Origin of the sequence: Micromonospora sp. CNB394, assembly GCF_000374985.1 — a bacterium.
GTDB lineage: Bacteria > Actinomycetota > Actinomycetes > Mycobacteriales > Micromonosporaceae > Micromonospora > Micromonospora marina.
This window is the reverse complement of the sequence record NZ_KB895872.1, coordinates 14927-28867: the sequence shown is the minus strand read 5'-3', so window position 1 is coordinate 28867 and position 13941 is coordinate 14927. Positions and strand designations below refer to the sequence as shown.

The window sequence follows — 13941 nt, the reverse complement described above, 5'->3', positions numbered from 1 at the left end:
AACAGCATCCTGACCGTCGTCTGGCACCTATTGTCCGACCCCGAGAGTCGCTTCCAGGACCTCGGCTCCGACTACTACGAAACCCGGATCAACGCCGAACGCCGAGCCCGTAACCTCGCCGCAGCTCTCCAAGCCGTCACCGGCCAGAAGATCGTCATTCACGGCGGCAAAGCCATCATCGTCGAACCAGAGGCGGCCTGAACCCATAACCCCAGACCACCATCCACACCCGGCTCCGCTGCGCTACGCCGGGTGCCTTCGGCCTGCCTACTCACCGTTGGATTTTCGGGTCAGACAGGGAGGTCGCGCTCACCCGAGCCGAGCCGCGCGGCCCATTTGGTGAAGCACCGCACCTCATCGAGGGTGTCTAGCTGGGCAGTGGTCAGCCAATCCGCCTCGCAAGCGGCGGTCAGTTCACGATGATCCTCAGATCCCGCCCGCAACTCCTCCCGAACCACCTGAGTCGTCCAACACTCGGCATCGAGCAGCAGGTCCTGCAAGACGTCCAGCCGGTCAGCGAGAGTGAAGTGGCTGAGAACCATCGTGTCGAGTACAAGGACGGGGTTGGCTTGCGCCGACAGGCTCACGGCGCGACCTCCAGGTCGTCCTCCTGCGGCAGATCCGCGTCGACGATGTGGCCATGCATCAACTCCAGAGCCCTCGCCCGGGTGATGCGCCTGTTCCGCCACGCTTCCAACACGGCCTGTGCGTAGGTGGGCGGTACCCGCACCGACTCGAGGTCGGGCTGCGGCGCCCAGCCCAATGCCTCCATAAACTCCACGTGCGTGGGCCGAACCTGACTCCAGGATCTACGCGTCTCTGCGTCGATGGTCCCTGCCTGCTCAGCCTGCCGCAACGCCAGCAACCAAGAGGTACGGTATCGAGCCGCATAGCTCACGATCTGGTCCCGGCTCACCGTCCCGCGGGCTCCGGCTGCGGCAATCGCTTGCACGGGCAGCAGCAGTTCTGCGGCAAAGGCATCAATCACCGCTTCCCGTTCTGCACGCGAGGCACTCACGCCGAGGTCGGCGGAATACTCATCACCAATGATGAGATGCCCCAACTCGTGTGCAGCGGTAGCCCGACGGCGGCCGGGATCGCCCGCAGTGCTTACGACAGCAACCGCGATGTCGCCCTCGACGAGCGATGCTCCGTCGCCTGGAAGGTCGGTGACCAGTACCCACTGACCTGCGCGCTCGCAGACGTCCATGACGCTGCCGATCGGTGCATCGCCGAGCCCGAACCGCTGTCGCAGCCACCGGGCTGTCTGACGCGCATCATCCTCGGATTCCACTGAGTGCGAGTAGCGAAGCAGTGGACGGGTACGCAATACGCCAAGATCCAGCAACTGCTGGACGTTGCGCAGCCACTCAATCATGGCGATCTCGAGGCGTTCCGACGATCGTGCTGCCTGAGTGTCCGTTTCCTCGGTCAACGGGGCCGCTCGTCTGGACAGCACCGTCGGCGGCGGCTGAATCAAGTACTCCATGGACACTCTTAGTGCCCTGGAAAGCCGAGCTAGCTCCATGCCGTCCAAACGGCGGCTGCCAGCCTCGACCTTGGCCAGCATTGTGCGGTCCAGCCCCACCGTCGCCGCGAGATCCTGCTGCGAGATCCCCAGCGACAACCGGGCTTGCCGTACCTGCTCACCGACGAGGGGCCAGTCCCAACCATCAGCCATGGTGCGATAATCGCACACTCGGTGCTGGGATGGGTCATCACACGGAAGTTCAGGGTTCGCGCATCAAGGCTGGGGATCGATGACGGAGACACCTTGCCTGCTGACGCCGAATGACAACCCCGGGCCGTCGCGGTCGAGCGCAGCTTGCCGCAGCGCGGAAGTGAGGTTCCCCCGGTCGCTCTGAGGCTGTCGATCATGCGTCGATGTCGCTGAAGGGAGTCATCCGTGGCAGCACCGAAGAAGTGCTCGATGAGCTGCCTGGACGTGCGGTGCGTTGTACCGGGAGTCGCAACCGAAGCCCGCGTTCCGCCAGCTGGCGCGGCAGCTTGGTGTACATCACGAGGTGTTGCGCAATTGGATCCGCCAAGAAGAGGCCGACCGCGGTCAGCGTGACGATCGGCCGACCACCCACGAGGGTGGATGAGTTGCGTCGGTCGCGGCGCAAGGACGCTGAGCCGAAGCAGGCCAATGAGATCGTGAAGCATGTATCGCTAGAACGCTGCCGCCTGGTACGGCCGTCTGGGAAAGGTCAGCCCCGACACCTACGAGAAGATCCACCGAGACTCCCGGACACATATCGAGGTGGTCAACCTCAGGGGCATTACCGCTACAGCAGGGAGAGCTGTTCGGCGGCCGGGGTGGGCGGCGGGGTCTCCGGCAGTCGGCGATTGTCGCTGGTCCCGCCCCGGTGCAGCCCGTGCCGGCGGGCCGCCATCCGCACCCGCGCGGTGACCTCCCGCTGGTAAGCCTGGGGCGCGTACGAGCCGGCCTGGTAGAGCTGCCGGTAGCGGGGCACCAGGTGGGGAAACTCCCGGGCCAGCCAGCGGGCGTACCACTCCCGGGCGCCGGGCCGCAGGTGCAGCGGCAACGGCGTCACGCTCGCCGCGCCGGAGGCGGCGATGGCAGCGACAGTGGCGTCGATCGACTCCTCGTCGTCGCTGAGGCCGGGCAGGATCGGCGCCATCAGCACGCCGACGGAGAAGCCGGCGTCGGTGAGGGTGCGTACCGCGTCGAGGCGGCGGCGCGGGCTCGGCGTACCGGGTTCGGCCGCCCGCCAGAGCGCCTCGTCCACGAACCCCACCGAGTACGACAGCCCGACCCGTGTCACCTCGGCCGCCTGACGCAACAGGGGCAGGTCACGCAGCAGCAGCGTGCCCTTGGTCAGGATGGAGAACGGGTTCGCGAAGTCGCGCAGCGCCTCGATGATCGGCGGCATCAGCCGGTAGCGGCCCTCGGCCCGCTGGTAACAGTCCACGTTGGTGCCCATGGCGACGTGTGCGCCGCGCCAACGCGGGGCGGCCAGCTCGCGGCGGACCAGCTCGCCCGCGTTGACCTTGACGATCACCTTGCGGTCGAAGTCCGTGCCCGGATCCAGGTCGAGATAGGTGTGGGTGTTGCGGGCGAAGCAGTTGTGGCTCACCACGCCGTTGGCGATGAAGTCGCCGGTGCCGGTGGTGATGTCCCACAGCGGAAGCTCCAGGCCGAGATCCTCCACGGCGGTCACCTGGAGCCGCGTCGCGCACTTGAGCGCCATGCCCTCGATCGAGCGCCGGGCGGTGACGGCCGGGTCGGTGAGGTGGAAGAAGCGCAGCCGCTCCGGCAGCCCGCCGGTCAGCCGGAGCTGACACGCCGCACCGGGTGTGCCCGGCACGTCGAGCGCCCACCGGAAGCCGAAACGCTCCAGCGCGCCGGCCGTGCGGGCCCGGCTCTCGTCGTCGGCGACGCTGATCCGGAACACGCCCTGGTGGCAGGTGCCGGCGGCGTCGAACATGCCGGCCAGGTAGCCCAGTGCCCAGTCGTCTGTCGTCTCGTCGCATGGCTCGAAGAGCCCGGTGACGACGTCGGCCGGGCCGGCTGTGCGGACCACAGTGGTCGTCGACCGGCGGCCCACCCGGGCGACGGTGGCCCGCTCGACGGTGACGCCCGCGTCGGCCAGATGGCGCTCGGCCCGGTCCAGCGCCTCCGCCTCGGCGGTGGCCAGCCGGAACCGGGTGTCGCGCCGGTCGCCGGAGGTACCGTCGTCGCGGACCAGGGCGTGCAGGTAACCGCGGCGGTAGTCGGCCGAGCGTTTCGGCGCCACCGCGAACCGGCCGGTGCCCAGCAGGCGGTTGCGGGTGGTCAGGTGCGGACGGCGCCCGTCGCCGCGCATCGTCCCGGTGACGTGCTTCCAGCCGCGTTCGGTCAGGAACCGGTGGTCGCCGCTGGCGACGAGCGTGGTGCCGTCGGCGAGGGTGACCCGGTAGGCCCGCTTCACGGTCGACCACTTGTCGAGCACAGTGGTGACGACGTAGTGGCGGTAGGCGCCGCGCCGCCGGGTGCCGTAGATCCGGTCGCCGGGCTCCAGCTCGCTGATCGCTCTGGTGCGGCCGTCGGCCATCAGGATCGGTGTGTCGCCGCCCAGGCAGTAGACGCAGGCGTGCGAACAGCCCCGGTAGGGGTTGATCGTCCACTCAAACGGCACCCGCGACTGGCCGGGCACCCGGTTGATGACCGACTTGGCGTGGACCTCGTAGAAGGTCATGCCGGCGAAGTCCGGGGTGTCGAACGTGCGGGTGACGGCGCCGGGCAGCGCCAGCGGCAGGGGTGGAGCCGCCGGCGTCGCCCGATCGGGAGTCCCCTCGTCCGGGGGAGCGGAGAGGTTGTCCCAGCGCATGGAAGTCATTCGAACATGCGTACGAACGAAGTGCAAGTGATGCTCCGGACACCGCGCGCCGCCGCGAGCCGGGGCGGTGCAGGATGGGGGCATGGAGACGTCGACCTTCGTCTACGACGGCGACTGCGCCTTCTGTACCGGTTGCGCGCAGTTCATCGAGCGTCGTGTCCCGACCGGCGCCCGGGTGGTGCCGTGGCAGTTCGCCGACCTGGCGGCGCTGGGTCTGACGGAGGCAGAGTGCGAGGAGGCGGTCCAGTGGGTGGGCGCCGACGGCTCCCGGGCCGCCGGGCCCGACGCCATCGCCCGGCTGCTCGGCGACAGCGGGCCGCTCTGGCGGTTCGCCGGGGCCGGGCTGCGCCTCCCGCCGGTCCGCGCGGCGGCGTGGCCCGCGTACCGCTGGGTGGCCCGCAACCGGCATCGGATGCCGGGTGGGACGGCCGCCTGCGCGCTGCCGCAGGAGGCCCGGGAGCGGCTCTACGGCCCGGCCGGGCGGCCGGAGCCGACCGCGTGAGTCGCGTACCCGCGCTCAGGCGGTCGCCGTCGCGGACCGGTCGAGCGCAGGTTCCCCGTCGGCGGGAGACGTCGGCGGCGGGCGGCCGAGCAGGCGCCTGACGAACACCACCGGGCGGACCTTCTCCAGCGCCAGGAAACTGGTCATCGCCACCAGGTGCGGGGCGAACGAGATGGTGATCGTCGCGATGGTCACCAGGTGGAACGAGTAGAAGAAGCCGACGGTCATCGTCCGCCACCGGGCCCGCAGCACGAACACCAGTGGGCTGAGCAGTTCGAACGCGAGGATGCCGAACTGCGCCACGATCAGCAGGTGCGGCACCTGCGCGATCAGGTCGGCGAGGTCGGTGCCGCGCCTGATGATCGCCCGGGCCAGCACCGAGCCGGTCGCCCAGTCCCACCCGCCGAAGCGGAACTTGGCCCAGGCGGCGAGGAAGTACGTGCAGACGACCGAGATCTGGGTGACCCGCAACGCCCAGCCGCCCGCCTCGGTACGGATCGGGTCGCCGTGCCGGGCACGGCCGGCGGTGGGCAGCACCGCGAGCGCGACCAGGAGCGCGAAGCGGTCGTGGTCGACCTTGCCGTAGCTCATCGCCACGATCATCCACTCGAGGTAAAGCGCGAAGACCGTCCAGCCGAGCAGCCGGTGCGCCCGGCCGGTGGCGGCGAGCAGCGCGGTGACCAGCAGCGCCCAGAACACCACGCCGACCAGGGCCGGGGTGGGGGTGGGCAGCGGGAGCAGCCGGCCGACGAACAGCGGCTGGTAGAGGTCGCCGGGAACGTCGACCCGGGTGCGCACCCAGGGGGTGAAGACGACCAGATCGGCGGCGACGAAGAGGTAGACCAGGGTGCGGAAGGCGGCGACCCGGCCGCGCGGGACCGCCTCGGTCAGCCAGGCGGTCATCCGCCGGTCTCCCAGCGTACGGCGGTCTCGTCGGTCCACTCGCCGGTCGGACGGCCGCCCTGGATGTCGAACCAGCGCACCACGATCCGGACCTCCACCAGTTCCGGTGCGCCCGGGTGGCGTTCGGCGAACGCATCGACGACGGCCCGCAGCAGGCTCGGGTCGGCGGCGTACCGGTCCTGCTGCCCCTCGATCTCGGCCCGGCGGATGCCGGTGGCCTCCTGGCCGAGCGGCACCACCGCCCCGGTGCGGTCGACGCCTTCGACGCGGGTGTCCGGTGCGGGCGCGTTCGGCGGTTCGGAGGTGGAGTACATCCGGAACGGCCCGAACGGGAAGTCGTCGTCGGTGCCGCGCACGGTGCCGTAGAGCAACAGCGCCAGGCCGATCACTGTGGCGCCCAGTCGGACCGCGCGCCCGCGGGCGGTCAAGGTCTCCATCGCGTGGTGACGATACGGGAGCGAAGCGGCCGAAATTGTCCCTCAGTCGGTCATTCCTCACTGTCCGTCCCGCCGGTTCGGCGGCGCGAGGACGCCGCCGGCCGGCGCCCGAGGCGGGCACCGGCCGGCGGCGTGCGGAGCGTCAGTGGTTGTGCTCGGCCAGTTTCTTGCGGACGTCGTCCATGTCCAGCGCCTGGACCTGCTCGATGAGGTTCTCCAGCGCCGACTCGGGCAGCGCGCCCGGCTGGGCGAAGACGATCACGCCGTCACGGATCGCCATGATCGTCGGGATGGAGCTGATGTTGAACTTCGCCGCCAGCTCCTGCTGCGCCTCGGTGTCGACCTTGCCGAAGGCGATGTCCGGGTGCTTCTCCGAGGAACGCTCGTAGACCGGGGCGAAGCGCTTGCACGGGCCGCACCAGTCCGCCCAGAAGTCGAGCAGGACGATCCCGTCCTGGCCGGTCACCTCGTCAAAGTTGGCCGTGGTCAGCTCAACCGTTGCCATTTGCTCTCTCCGATCACCGCGGATTGTCGTACGTCCGGTGGAACCAGGGTCGGTCCGTCCGAATTCCCGTCGCGCGGGTGACGAAACGCTGGGCGCCGGGACGGTGACCCTGGGCACATCGAACACCATCTGTTGGCGTCGGTCGTGCGGAACGCAAATGCACGCCGCATTTGCGTGACGGGACGTGATGGGAGCGTTTCCATGGAGATCGCGCCCAGTTTCCGCTACGTCTCGGTAACTTCGGGCTTGACAAGCGCCTATCCGGCCTGCGGAGATCGCTTACCGACCGCATTTCGGTTACTTTGAGTAATGTTACGAAAAGGTAAATGTGACCTCCGTCTCTGTCGGTGCCAGGTGGTCGTACGGCAGAATTCTTCACATCAGAGCGTGGGCGGCGGGTGCCGGGGAGGGCCCCGCCGCTCATTGCGTCCGGACCTCGGTGCCCCCGGTGTGACATTTCCGCCGGCTGAGCGCCCCGCCCCTCGCCTTAACAAGCGATAAGGCATGCTGTGCCGAACTCCATCGCCGCCCGTGAAGGGGACCAGGATGCAGTTCGGCCGTTACTACGAGGAGTTCGAGGTCGGCGCCGTCTACCGGCACTGGCCGGGCAAGACGGTCACCGAGTACGACGACCACCTCTTCTGCCTGCTCACCATGAACCACCACCCGCTGCACATGGACGCGCACTACGCCGAGTCCGCCTCGCAGTTCAAGCGCAACGTGGTGGTCGGCAACTACATCTACTCGCTGCTGCTGGGCATGTCCGTACCGGACGTCAGCGGCAAGGCGATCGCCAACCTGGAGATCGAGTCGCTGCGGCACGTCGCGCCGACCTTCCACGGCGACACCATCTACGGCGAGACGACGGTGCTGGACAAGCGCGAGTCGGCGTCGAAGCCCGACCGCGGCGTGGTGGCTGTCGAGACCCGCGGCTACAACCAGGACGGCACGCTCGTCTGCGTGTTCCGCCGCAAGGTCATGGTGCCGAAGAGGGAGTACGCGGCCGCCGCCGTCCCGGACGGCGTCGACCCGGAGCGTCCCAGCTTCCCCGAGCCGCGCTGACCTGCGTCCGTCCGGTCACCGGGCCTCGTTCTCCGTTCGGCGGGGACGGGGTCCGGACCTCGTCCGGGGGCATATGCTCGGGCTGGAGGTGCCCATGAGCCGCTCCGTAGCCGGAGAGCCGCCTTCCCCCGGTCGCCGCACCGCACCGGTCGCCACCGCCGCCTACTCGGTGGCGGAGTGGGACCTGCTGACCGACCTGCCGGGCCGCGTCCTCGTCGCCGCCGCCTCGCCCGGCCCCGGGCGCCCGCCGCGGGGGGTCGCGGCCGGTCTGGCCGGCCTGGACGCGGTGGCCGCCGGCCGGGCCTTCGACAGCGATCTCGTCCGCGCCGTGGTGGCCGCGATCTACGCCCGCCACGACGGCGTCACCGAGCGGGACGAGCACCTGACCGACCTGGTCGATTTGCTGGCCGCCGTCCGGGCCGCGGTACGGGTGCTGCGCCGCCGGGCCGATCCGGCCGACTCGGCGGCGTACCGGCAGTGGGTGGAGTCGGTCGCCGCCCGGGTGTGCCGGTCCGGGCAGACCGTGCCGAGCCCCGCCGACAGGCGTTTCCTCGACCGGCTGGGCGGCGCGCTCGACCTGCGCTGACCGGGGGTGCCGCCGGGCCGTACCCTCTGCAGACCGTGACCGACGACCAGCTCGACGTGGGTGTGGGGCCGTGGCCCGGTGACCCGCCGGACGACCCGCGCTACGACCCGGAGCTGCTCGCCGCCGGGGACCGGCGCAACGTGGTGGACCGCTACCGTTACTGGCGGCGCGAGGCGGTGGTGGCCGACCTGGACCGGCGCCGGCACGACTTCCACGTGGCGATCGAGAACTGGCAGCACGACTTCAACATCGGCACCGTGGTCCGCAACGCCAACGCCTTCCTCGCCGCCGAGGTGCACATCGTCGGGCGGCGGCGGTGGAACCGGCGCGGCGCCATGGTGACCGACCGCTACCAGCACGTCCGGCACCACCCGACGATCGAGGAGTTCGTCGCGTGGGCGCGCGGCGAAAGGCTGGCGGTGGTCGGGATCGACAACCTGCCCGGCTCCCGGCCGATGGAGACGGCGGTGCTGCCGCGCCGCTGCGTGCTCCTGTTCGGGCAGGAGGGGCCGGGGCTGTCGGCGGTGGCCCGATCGGCCTGCGACGCGCTGTTCTCCATCGCCCAGTACGGCTCGACCCGGTCCATCAACGCGGGCGTGGCCAGCGGCATCGCCATGCACACCTGGATCCGGTCGTACGCCGGGCCGCCGCCGGACTGAACGCCGCGTGGGTCCACCACCGGGCGGAAATCCCACGTTCGTCCGCCGGCCCCGCTTGACGCCTGGCGAGTCCGGGGCGACGGTGAGGGTGTGACTGTCGCGGTGAGTTGTCCGAGATGTGCGGGCCCGGTGCGCGAGCCGGACCTGATGCACGCCGAGCACCGGTGCGTCCGCTGCGGCCCGGTCGCGCCGCTGCATGTGCCGGAGCACATCAGCGCCGAGATCATGGCCAGCGTGGTCGGGCGGGTGGCGGCCGATCCGGACCCGGCCGACCGGCTCCGGATGCCGCTGTGGTGCCCGTGGCCGCTCCCGCCGGGGTGGACGCTCACCGGCGTGGCGTGGGCGGGCGACGACCGCGCGGGCGTGCGGGCCACGCTGCTCGCCTGCGCCGGACCAGCCCCCCTGGACGGTGGGCCGGCCGACCTGATCTTGGTCGCCGAGGAACCCGGCGTCGGCCTCGGATCCCGTTTCGCGGGACTGCCCGGACCCGACCCCGGTCCACAGGTGGAGGAGGCGCTCACCGATCCCGGCCCTGGTCATCCCGAGCGGCTGCCGCACGCGAAGATCCGGGCGGGCGGCCATCCGACTCCACTGTGGCTCGTTCGCTCCGAAACGGATCGAAGCGCCTACGCCGGCGAGGCTCGGGGAATGTGGCTCCATGCGATAGCCTGGCCGGCGAGTGCGGGTCACCTCCTCGCGGAAGAAGTCGTGCTGCACGACCTCACCGAGTGGACACCGCCCGAACTCGTGTACGGCGCACCGTCTCCGTACTTGCACGGACGAGCCTGACCGGCTCGTCACGGCGAGTCGGAGACCGGACGCAGATATTCACGGTAAGACACCATGCTGATACTCTGGGTGCCGCTGCGGTAAACGGACCCGGCGCCGCGCGAGAGGATGGCCCGCTATGGTCAAGAAGGTCCTCACCTGGGCCGGCATCGCATTCTTGATCTTCTTTGTTGCGTACCGGCCCAACTCCGCCGCCGACGTCTTCAAGTCCCTCGGCGGCGGCATCATGGACATCGCACAGGGCTTCGGCGACTTCTTCACCAACCTCGTCGCCTAGCCACCCATGGGAAGCCCTTCCGGTCCGCCCTTCGACCCGGACGACCCCGACCGGGCACGCCGGGAGCGGGACACCGAGCCGATCCCGCGGATCGATCCGGACGACCCGCCAGGTGCGTACGGTCCCGGTCCGTACGCGGACGCGGACGATGCCGGCTACGGCAGCGCGTACGCCGGTGAGGGGCGGTCCGGCCGGGCCTGGGCGCGTGACCCGGACGGCTTCCCGGACCAGCCGATCTCCGAGGACGAGCTGGCCGGGCTGCGGTCAGACGCCTCCGGCATGGCACCCCGCCGGGTGCTGCCGCTGGAGGACGAGCCCAGCTCGCTCGTGGCGCGTTACCTCTTCCCCACCGAGCGGTACCGGGGCGAGTGGAAGCGGCACTGGATCCACCTCACCACCCCGATCATCGTCGGCGTGGCGGCCACGTTCGTGCTCGGCTACCTCTCCGGCTTCCTCGCCGGGCGGGACGTCGGCGCGCTGACCACCGTCGCCGTGCTGCTCTGGTTCGCCGTGATGGGCTGGGTCGCCTGGAAGGTTGCCGACTGGTGGTACGACCGGTTCATCCTGACCAACAAGCGGGTGATGGTGGTCAACGGGATCATCACCCGGCAGGTCGCGATGATGCCGCTCACCCGGGTCACCGACATGAAGTACGAGCAGAGCCCGACCGGCCGCGCCCTCAACTACGGCACGTTCGTGCTGGAGTCCGCCGGTCAGGAACAGGCACTTCGGGTGATCAAGAACCTGCCCAACCCGAACGAGCTCTACCTGCGCGTGGTCGAGGAGATGTACGAGCCGCAGGCGGTCGAGGCGCGGCTGGGCAAGGAAGCCGACGAGGCCAAGGCCGACGACGGAGCCTGAAACTTTCCGTCCGAACATCGGATGGACTGCGCACCTTCCGCCATCGACCCGACCGGGCAGGCCGTGGCATCCTGCCAGGCAGGACGGGGGGAGATGAGTGTGGTGGTGAGCAGAGATCCGCTGGAGGAGGAGTTCCGCGAGTTCGTCGCGGCCCGGTCCGGCGCCCTGCTGCGCACCGCGTACCTGCTCGCCGGTGACTGGGCCACGGCCGAGGATCTGCTCCAGACCGCGCTCACCAAGACCTACCTCGCCTGGAAGCGGCTCGGCGGGATCGACGCCATCGAGCCGTACGCCCGCCGGGTCATGGTCAACACGTCCACCAGCTGGTGGCGGCGCCGCTGGCACGGCGAGCGCCCCACCGAGGTGCTGCCGGAGCGCGCCGGTGTCGACGAGATCGAGCAGCAACTCGACCGGGACGCGCTCTGGCGGCACCTCCAGGCGCTGCCCGCCCGGCAGCGGGCCGTGCTGGTGCTGCGCTTCTACGAGGACATGTCCGAGGCGCAGACCGCCGCGCTGCTGGACATCTCCCCGGGCACGGTCAAGAGCCAGACCTCCCGGGCGCTGAACACGCTACGCCGCCGGCTCGGCTCCGAGGCGGCCCTGAGCCTGCCCGCACCGGCCGACGCGCCCACCGCGACCCCGCCCGCCCCGCCCGGTCCCGCCTCGGCCGGCCGGTCCGTCCCGCCGGCCGGGGACGCCGAGCCGGCGCGGGGCGCCGAGCCGGTCCGTCCCCCGGCGCGGGACGCCGAGCCGGCCCGTACCCCGGCGCGACGGCCCGCCGCCCGGGTGCCCCGGCCGGTCCCACCGGCGACTCCGGTCCGCCCCGCGGCCCCGATCCCGGCGGAAAGCCGATGAGCGGTACCCCGCACGACGCTGACAACCGGACGGGCAGCCCGGAGCGTCCATTCCCCGTGAGCGACGACGAGCTGGAGCGGGCGCTGCGGGAGACGCTGACCCGCCGCGTCGCGACGTCCCGTCCGCTGCCCGCCGACCCGGCCGGGGCTATCCTGCGCCGGGCGCGGCGCACGGGCCGGCGCCGGACGCTCACCGGCCTGGCGCTGGCCGGGGTCGCCACCGTCTTCATCACGACCGGGGTGGCCCAGATCAGCGCGTCCGGCGGCGACGGCGGCACGCCCACAGTGGTGCTCGGCGACCCGCCCGTCCTCTTCCCGTCGCCGTCCGGCCCGTCCTCGGTCACCCGCTCCGGGCCGGTCCGCGCCGAACTCGACCTGCTCGTCGGTGACCGGCTGGACACCAGCGGCGGCGAACGGCGGCAGCTGGCCGGGGTGAGCGGCGTCGAACGGGCGCAGCGGATCCACGACCAGGAGGGCTGGCTGCTCACCTCGGCGGCCACCGTCGCCGGCCGTACCCTCTGGTGGGTGCCGGTCGGTGGCGCCGCGCCGCAGGTCATGCTCGCCGCCGCGGACGCGGTGGCGGTCTCCCCGGACGGCCGCCAGGTCGCCTGGCGGGACGGCACGGACGTGATCGCCGCCGGTGTGGTCGCCGGTCAGCTCATCGCACCGGTCCGGACCGCCGCGCCGGAGGGTGCCGTGCCGGTCGGTTTCGCCGGTGACACGGTGCTGATCCAGCAGCCCGGCGACGGCGGGATGAGCGTCTGGGACCGCGCGCTGGGCGGGCAGCCGGGTCCGGTGAACCCGGCCGTCCGCACCGTCTACGGCACCCGGCCCGACGGTCGGGTGGTCGGCCTGGTCGCCGCGGGCCGGGACCAGCAGCTCTGCCTGGCCCTGCTCGACCCGGCCCGCGACCTCGCCCCGGTGCGTACCGGATGCGGCCTGAAGCTGGCCACCGACGGGCTCGGCGCCGTCTCCCCCGACGGGCGGTGGCTGCTCGCGAACGGCACGTCGCGAACCGCCCTCCTGGTGGACCTGGGCGACCCGGCCCGCCCGGTCACCCACCCGGCCGGCCCGGTGCTGGCCGGCGGCGTGGCCTGGACCCGGGGCGGCGTGGCGCTGCACGTGGACGCGAGCGGCGGGTTGGTCCGGGTCGAGCCCGAGCAGGTGCTGGCCGGTGACCGGCCCACGGCCGCGACTGTCGAAGGGCTGGCGCCGGAGGACCACCCGGTGGTGGTGGCCGACGTCCCCGCGGTGCCGGACGGGGCGTAGCGTCGGGCGGGTGAGCGTCCCCGCCCGCATCGACCTGCACACCCACTCCACCGCCAGCGACGGCACCCTGGCCCCCGCCGACCTGGTCCGGGCGGCCGCCGACGCCGGGCTCGACGTGGTGGCACTCACCGACCACGACACCACAGCGGGCTGGTCGCCCGCCGTCGCCGCCCTGCCGCCCGGCCTCACCCTCGTCCGTGGGGCGGAGATCTCCTGCCGCTGGTCCGGCGCCGAGCCGGCGATCCCGCTGCACCTGCTCGCCTACCTGTTCGACCCGGCCGAGCCGCACCTGGCCGCGGAGCTGGCCCGGGTACGCCGGGCCCGCGAGGAACGCGGCGAGCGCATCGTGCGGCTGCTCCAGGCCGACGGCGTCCCGGTGAGCTGGACGGAGATCCTGACCGGCGCGGGCGGCGGCACCGTCGGCCGACCGCACATCGCGCAGGCGCTGATCCGGGCCGGCCTGGTCGCCACCACCACCGAGGCCTTCGGTCCGGACTGGCTCGGCGAGCGGTACCGGCTGCCGAAGGACGACATCGAGGTGTTCCGGGCGGTGGCGCTGGTGCGGGCGGCCGGCGGCGTGCCCGTCTTCGCCCACCCCAAGGCGAGTCGGCGCGGCCGGATCGTGCCGGACGAGCTGATCGCGGACCTGGCGACGGCCGGCCTGGCCGGGCTGGAGGCCGACCACGAGGACCACGACCCGGCCGAGCGGGCGCACGTCCGCGGGCTCGCCGCCGACCTGGGACTACTGGTCACCGGCTCGTCCGACTTCCACGGCACGCACAAGACCGTCCGGCTCGGCGCGCACACCACAGGGCCCGAGGCGTACGAGCGGATCGTCGCGCTGGCCCGCGGGGTGACCCCTGTCGCTTCGAGCTGAAGTGCCGCGGCGGCACG

Annotated in this window: 17 protein-coding genes and 1 pseudogene; 12 read left to right on the top strand and 6 right to left on the bottom strand. The window is 71.6% G+C overall.

Going from position 1 to position 13941, the window contains the following annotated elements:
- Positions 1–201: pseudogene (locus C569_RS33910) on the top strand (hypothetical protein); the annotation flags it as partial.
- A gap of 89 nt (positions 202–290) precedes the next feature.
- Here C569_RS33910 and C569_RS31335 read toward each other — a convergent pair.
- A complete protein-coding gene (locus tag C569_RS31335; protein WP_018789075.1) occupies positions 291–587 on the bottom strand; it encodes a hypothetical protein in 297 nt (98 codons plus the stop codon).
- Positions 584–1681 carry a helix-turn-helix domain-containing protein gene (locus C569_RS0128235; RefSeq protein ID WP_036347264.1) on the bottom strand — a complete coding sequence of 366 codons (1098 nt, stop codon included), beginning with the start codon at positions 1679–1681 and terminating at the stop codon, positions 584–586. The genes C569_RS31335 and C569_RS0128235 overlap by 4 nt, the downstream gene beginning before the upstream one ends.
- Before the next feature lie 274 nt (positions 1682–1955).
- On the opposite strand from C569_RS0128235, the gene C569_RS35140 reads away from it, so the two are divergent.
- On the top strand, positions 1956–2105 hold the full coding sequence (locus C569_RS35140) for a transposase (protein ID WP_081636069.1): 150 nt from the start codon (positions 1956–1958) through the stop codon (positions 2103–2105).
- A 183-nt stretch (positions 2106–2288) separates the two neighbouring features.
- On the opposite strand, the gene C569_RS0128230 is transcribed toward C569_RS35140, so the two are convergent.
- Positions 2289–4334, bottom strand: coding sequence for an intein-containing Rv2578c family radical SAM protein (locus C569_RS0128230; protein ID WP_018789073.1), 2046 nt, complete (start codon positions 4332–4334; stop codon positions 2289–2291).
- Positions 4335–4425: 91 nt separating this feature from the next.
- On the opposite strand from C569_RS0128230, the gene C569_RS0128225 reads away from it, so the two are divergent.
- Entirely contained in the window at positions 4426–4845 is a 420-nt protein-coding gene (locus C569_RS0128225) for a thiol-disulfide oxidoreductase DCC family protein (protein WP_018789072.1), read from the top strand.
- Between the two features lie 15 nt (positions 4846–4860).
- Here the strand turns inward: C569_RS0128225 and C569_RS31330 are convergent, their stop codons facing one another.
- The 3 genes from C569_RS31330 to trxA all read right to left on the bottom strand — a co-directional run bounded on the left by C569_RS31330 (position 4861) and on the right by trxA (position 6690).
- On the bottom strand, positions 4861–5748 hold the full coding sequence (locus C569_RS31330; protein ID WP_018789071.1) for an HTTM domain-containing protein: 888 nt from the start codon (positions 5746–5748) through the stop codon (positions 4861–4863).
- The gene (locus C569_RS0128215) at positions 5745–6185 is read right to left on the bottom strand and encodes a hypothetical protein (RefSeq protein ID WP_018789070.1); all 441 of its coding nucleotides are present in this window, start codon (positions 6183–6185) and stop codon (positions 5745–5747) included. The genes C569_RS31330 and C569_RS0128215 overlap by 4 nt, the downstream gene beginning before the upstream one ends.
- A 142-nt stretch (positions 6186–6327) precedes the next feature.
- Complete coding sequence (gene trxA / locus C569_RS0128210) at positions 6328–6690, bottom strand: thioredoxin (RefSeq protein WP_018789069.1); 363 nt, start codon at positions 6688–6690, stop codon at positions 6328–6330.
- A 546-nt stretch (positions 6691–7236) separates the two neighbouring features.
- Here trxA and C569_RS0128205 point away from each other — a divergent pair.
- The 9 genes from C569_RS0128205 (at position 7237) to C569_RS0128165 (ending at position 13924) form a co-directional block, all read left to right on the top strand.
- Positions 7237–7752 carry a MaoC family dehydratase gene (locus C569_RS0128205; protein WP_018789068.1) on the top strand — a complete coding sequence of 172 codons (516 nt, stop codon included), beginning with the start codon at positions 7237–7239 and terminating at the stop codon, positions 7750–7752.
- 94 nt (positions 7753–7846) lie between these two features.
- Positions 7847–8338: a hypothetical protein gene (locus C569_RS0128200; RefSeq protein WP_026268761.1), complete on the top strand. Its 492-nt coding sequence runs from the start codon at positions 7847–7849 to the stop codon at positions 8336–8338.
- Between the two features lie 35 nt (positions 8339–8373).
- The gene (locus tag C569_RS0128195; protein ID WP_018789066.1) at positions 8374–8997 is read left to right on the top strand and encodes an RNA methyltransferase; all 624 of its coding nucleotides are present in this window, start codon (positions 8374–8376) and stop codon (positions 8995–8997) included.
- A gap of 90 nt (positions 8998–9087) precedes the next feature.
- Positions 9088–9786, top strand: coding sequence for a DUF6758 family protein (locus tag C569_RS0128190; protein WP_369754143.1), 699 nt, complete (start codon positions 9088–9090; stop codon positions 9784–9786).
- A gap of 118 nt (positions 9787–9904) precedes the next feature.
- Positions 9905–10063: a hypothetical protein gene (locus C569_RS33905; protein ID WP_013283898.1), complete on the top strand. Its 159-nt coding sequence runs from the start codon at positions 9905–9907 to the stop codon at positions 10061–10063.
- A 6-nt stretch (positions 10064–10069) separates the two neighbouring features.
- A complete protein-coding gene (locus C569_RS0128180; RefSeq protein ID WP_018789064.1) occupies positions 10070–10924 on the top strand; it encodes a PH domain-containing protein in 855 nt (284 codons plus the stop codon).
- 93 nt (positions 10925–11017) lie between these two features.
- On the top strand, positions 11018–11779 hold the full coding sequence (locus C569_RS0128175; protein ID WP_018789063.1) for a SigE family RNA polymerase sigma factor: 762 nt from the start codon (positions 11018–11020) through the stop codon (positions 11777–11779).
- Positions 11780–11835: 56 nt separating this feature from the next.
- Positions 11836–13047 carry a hypothetical protein gene (locus C569_RS0128170; protein ID WP_018789062.1) on the top strand — a complete coding sequence of 404 codons (1212 nt, stop codon included), beginning with the start codon at positions 11836–11838 and terminating at the stop codon, positions 13045–13047.
- A gap of 10 nt (positions 13048–13057) precedes the next feature.
- Positions 13058–13924: a PHP domain-containing protein gene (locus C569_RS0128165; protein ID WP_018789061.1), complete on the top strand. Its 867-nt coding sequence runs from the start codon at positions 13058–13060 to the stop codon at positions 13922–13924.
- Positions 13925–13941 lie beyond the last annotated feature (17 nt).

Coding starts and splice junctions, on each gene's coding strand:
- C569_RS0128230 (WP_018789073.1), bottom strand. CDS start 4,334: ATGCGCTGGGACAACCTCTCCGCTCCCCCGGACGAGGGGACTCCCGAT.
- C569_RS0128235 (WP_036347264.1), bottom strand. CDS start 1,681: ATGGCTGATGGTTGGGACTGGCCCCTCGTCGGTGAGCAGGTACGGCAA.
- trxA (WP_018789069.1), bottom strand. CDS start 6,690: ATGGCAACGGTTGAGCTGACCACGGCCAACTTTGACGAGGTGACCGGC.
- C569_RS0128215 (WP_018789070.1), bottom strand. CDS start 6,185: ATGGAGACCTTGACCGCCCGCGGGCGCGCGGTCCGACTGGGCGCCACA.
- C569_RS0128200 (WP_026268761.1), top strand. CDS start 7,847: ATGAGCCGCTCCGTAGCCGGAGAGCCGCCTTCCCCCGGTCGCCGCACC.
- C569_RS31330 (WP_018789071.1), bottom strand. CDS start 5,748: ATGACCGCCTGGCTGACCGAGGCGGTCCCGCGCGGCCGGGTCGCCGCC.
- C569_RS0128205 (WP_018789068.1), top strand. CDS start 7,237: ATGCAGTTCGGCCGTTACTACGAGGAGTTCGAGGTCGGCGCCGTCTAC.
- C569_RS0128175 (WP_018789063.1), top strand. CDS start 11,018: ATGAGTGTGGTGGTGAGCAGAGATCCGCTGGAGGAGGAGTTCCGCGAG.
- C569_RS0128225 (WP_018789072.1), top strand. CDS start 4,426: ATGGAGACGTCGACCTTCGTCTACGACGGCGACTGCGCCTTCTGTACC.
- C569_RS0128180 (WP_018789064.1), top strand. CDS start 10,070: ATGGGAAGCCCTTCCGGTCCGCCCTTCGACCCGGACGACCCCGACCGG.
- C569_RS33905 (WP_013283898.1), top strand. CDS start 9,905: ATGGTCAAGAAGGTCCTCACCTGGGCCGGCATCGCATTCTTGATCTTC.